Here is a 3,492-nt window from a genome sequence, read left to right on the forward strand (position 1 = left end):
GTTTACTACACGATTATAGCTGTTGTCGACCCCCACGTTCCGATAAATTCCGGCTGCTACAGACCGATAACGATCGAAGCCGAAGAAGGGCTGATAGTCAATCCACGACCACCAGCAGCTGTCGCAGCGAGAACAAACTGTTCCCAGAAGATAACCGAAGCCATGCTCAAAGCTTTGAGCGAAGCAGCTCCAGACAGAGTCATGGCTGGTAGTCATGCCCAGATAACAACTTGCAGCTTCAGCGGTTATCAGAACGGAAGGAGATGGATTTACATCGAGATCATGGGGGGTGGAATGGGTGCTCGTCCGTTCAAAGACGGTAAAGACGGACAGGATTCGCACCTCGCCAGATTCATGAACACTCCGATAGAGGCTATAGAGATAGAGTACCCGGTAATGATAGAAAGGTACGAGTTCATACCGGATTCAGGGGGAGCAGGAAAATACAGAGGAGCTTTAGGTTTGAGGAGAGATATCAGATTTTTGACGGACGAGGTCGTTTTTGCAAGGTACGGAGATAGTCAGAAGTTCCCTCCCCACGGTCTTTTCGGAGGAAAACCCGGCATGCCGGGAAGATTCATTCTGAATCCGGATAAAGATAACATCCGTTTGAAATCGAAGGGGATTGACGTTTTGAAGAAAGGAGACGTCGTGAGCCTGCAGCTTCCCGGAGGAGGAGGATACGGGAATCCACTTGAGAGAGACTTTTCCCTCATCGAAAAGGACGTCAGAGACGGAAAGGTTACGATAGAGAAAGCCAAGGAAGATTACAAGGTCGTAATAGATCCAAAAACGCTGAAAGTTGATGTTGAAGCTACAAAAAAGCTGAGAGGTGAAATTTGATGGAAATCAAACTTGTAGAGGAAATATCCTACGACAAAGAATCTGGAGGGTGGTACTACAAGGATATCCGCTACCTTTTCATCCGACCCGAAACGATAGTCGGAATCCAGAAAAAGGTGAACGAAATTTGTGGGGAAGCTAAGGAGGCTCTCTTCTCTGGAGGGTACACCGGAGGTAAATTATCGGCTGAAAAGTTCACGAAAGAACTTGGACTTTCAGAGGAGGAAATCCTCGCTTTCATGTGTTATATGGGGACTCAGCTTGGCTGGGGAAGAATGGAATGGGAACTTCACGAAGAAAAATTCGTTATTAGAGTCCACAACTCACCTTTCGCCGAAGCATACGGAAAATCGGATGAGGGAGTTTGTCACCTTATAGAGGGAGTTTTTGCCGGAGTTGGAGAGATAATTTTCGGAAAAGCGGTAAGCGAAGAGAGATTGTGCAAGGCAAAAGGTGATGCTTATTGCGAAATAGTTGTTGAAAGAAGGTGATGCTTTATGGACTTCACTTTTACCGAAGAGCAGGAGATTTTTAGAAAAACTCTCCAAGAATTTGTCGAAAAGAAAGTAAAGCCAAGAGCAAACGAAATTGAAAGAAGCGGAGAATTTCCCAAAGATCTTTTCAAGGAACTTGCAGATCTTGGGTGTTTCGGTTTGAGGTATCCAGAAGAGTATGGAGGAGCTAACGCTGACTGCGTTACATTCTGCATTTTCTGCGAGGAAATGGCTAAGGGTCTGCTGAGTCTGGCTGCGAGCGCTACAATTCAGGCTTTTCAGAGTACTCATTTCATAGCCAAATTTGGAAGTGAGGAGTTGAAAGAGGAGTACCTCGTTCCAGCCATTAGAGGGGAGAAAATAGGAGCAATCTGCATGACGGAGCCAAATGCCGGATCAGACCTCGGCAACATCACAACGACGGCTGTAAAAGATGGAGATGAGTACGTTATAAACGGAGTAAAAACTTGGGTAACAAACGGGAGCATAGCTGACTTTTACACCGTTGCTGCGAGAACAAGCAAAGGAAAGGGAATGGAGGGAATAGATTTCTTTTTAGTGCCGAGAGAAGTAGAAGGGGTTGAAGTAGGAAGAGAGATTGACAAAATGGGTCTGAGAGGTTTAAAGACTTCCGAAGTCGTTTTTAACGATGTAAGGATTCCAGCTGATCATTTCCTTGGTGAAAAGGAAGGAATGGGTCACATATATTTGAGGGAGATTTTAGCTGAGATAAGAGTCTCCACCGGAGCTTTAAGCCTTGGAGTTGGTTTTGCGGCGATAAAGGATGCAATAGAATATGCAAAGGAAAGAGTCCAGTTTGGAAAACCTATAGGAAAGTTTCAGGCTGTGAGGCTGATGATCGCAGAAGCTGCAACTGAGCTCGAAGCGGCAAAATGGCTTGTTTATCACGCAGCATGGCTCGTGGATAGAGGAGAAAAGCCTATTAAAGAAGCGAGCATGGCAAAACTGTTCGCAAGTGAAGCAGCGGTTAAAGCCGTTGACATAGCTTCGAGGGTTTTCGCAAGCTACGGTTTTTCAAAAGATCACGCTGTTGAAAGATTTTACAGAGATGTTCGCTTTCTTATCATAGGAGGCGGAACTTCTGAAATTTTGAAGCTGATCATTGCCTCTGAACTGGGATTGTGAGGTGACGATTATGACTGAAAAAAAGAGGAGACTGAGAGTTCTTATCGCAAAAACGGGATTAGACGGTCACGATAAAGCGGCGAAGATACTTGCTTTGTATTTGAGAAACGCCGGCTACGAAGTCCTATACACTGGATTAAGAAGAACGATAGATGAGATCGTGAAAACAGCTATAGAGGAAGATGTTGACGTTATCGGGCTAAGCTTCTACTCCGGAGTCCACCTTCCTGCCTCTCAAGAACTTATGCAGAAGCTGAAGGAAGCTAATGCCGAAGATATAGTTGTGGTGGTTGGGGGTGTGATTCCTAAAAAGGATGTGAAGAAGCTGAAAGAGATGGGAGTTGCGGAAGTTTTTCCAGTTGGAACGAGAATTGATGAAGTTTTGGATTTCTTCAAAAAGCTTGAGGAGGAGATCTGCCATGACCAAAAAGGAAATAACTGAAAAGGATCTAAAAAAAGTTGTTTTAGAATCAGGAATTGAAGTTAAGCCGATTTACCGTCCCGAAGACATAAAGGATATTGATTACGAAAGGGATATTGGAGATCCCGGAGAGTTTCCCTACACAAGGGGAATTCACAAATTTATGTACCGCTACCGCCCTTGGACGATGAGGCAATATGCAGGATTTGGAACTCCGGAAGATTCAAATCAGAGGTTCAAATTCCTTTTGGCTCACGGACAAAATGCTTTAAACGTGGCTTTCGACCTGCCAACCCAGCTCGGACTTGATTCAGATCACCCCTTAGCGAAGTGGGAAGTCGGCAGAGTTGGAATGGCTGTGGATACGCTGAAGGATATGGAAATAGCTTTTGACGGAATTCCAATAGATCAGATCAGCGTTTCTCTGACGATAAACGCTACAGCTCCGATAATTCTGTCGATGTACTTCGTCATGGCTGAGAAACAGGGAGTCGATTTAAAGAAGATAAGGGCAACTCCTCAGAATGATATTCTCAAGGAGTTCATCTCAAGGGGAGCTTGGATATTTCCGGTGGAACCTTCAGTAAA

General features: G+C 44.9%; 5 protein-coding genes. All 5 read left to right on the forward strand.

Annotation, left to right across the window (positions count from 1 at the left end):
• The coding region (locus F7C14_RS07435; RefSeq protein WP_290901446.1) for a hydantoinase B/oxoprolinase family protein at positions 1–843 on the forward strand (843 nt) is incomplete at its 5' end.
• Positions 843–1,334: a 4-vinyl reductase gene (locus F7C14_RS07440; RefSeq protein ID WP_290901448.1), complete on the forward strand. Its 492-nt coding sequence runs from the start codon at positions 843–845 to the stop codon at positions 1,332–1,334. The genes F7C14_RS07435 and F7C14_RS07440, both read left to right, overlap by 1 nt.
• Positions 1,335–1,340: 6 nt before the next feature.
• A complete protein-coding gene (locus tag F7C14_RS07445; protein ID WP_290901450.1) occupies positions 1,341–2,483 on the forward strand; it encodes an acyl-CoA dehydrogenase family protein in 1,143 nt (380 codons plus the stop codon).
• A 10-nt stretch (positions 2,484–2,493) separates the two neighbouring features.
• Positions 2,494–2,925: a cobalamin-dependent protein gene (locus F7C14_RS07450; protein ID WP_290901452.1), complete on the forward strand. Its 432-nt coding sequence runs from the start codon at positions 2,494–2,496 to the stop codon at positions 2,923–2,925.
• The coding region (locus tag F7C14_RS07455) for a methylmalonyl-CoA mutase family protein (RefSeq protein WP_290901454.1) at positions 2,903–3,492 on the forward strand (590 nt) is incomplete at its 3' end. The genes F7C14_RS07450 and F7C14_RS07455, both read left to right, overlap by 23 nt.

The organism is Ferroglobus sp., assembly GCF_015521575.1.
Taxonomy (GTDB): domain Archaea; phylum Halobacteriota; class Archaeoglobi; order Archaeoglobales; family Archaeoglobaceae; genus Ferroglobus.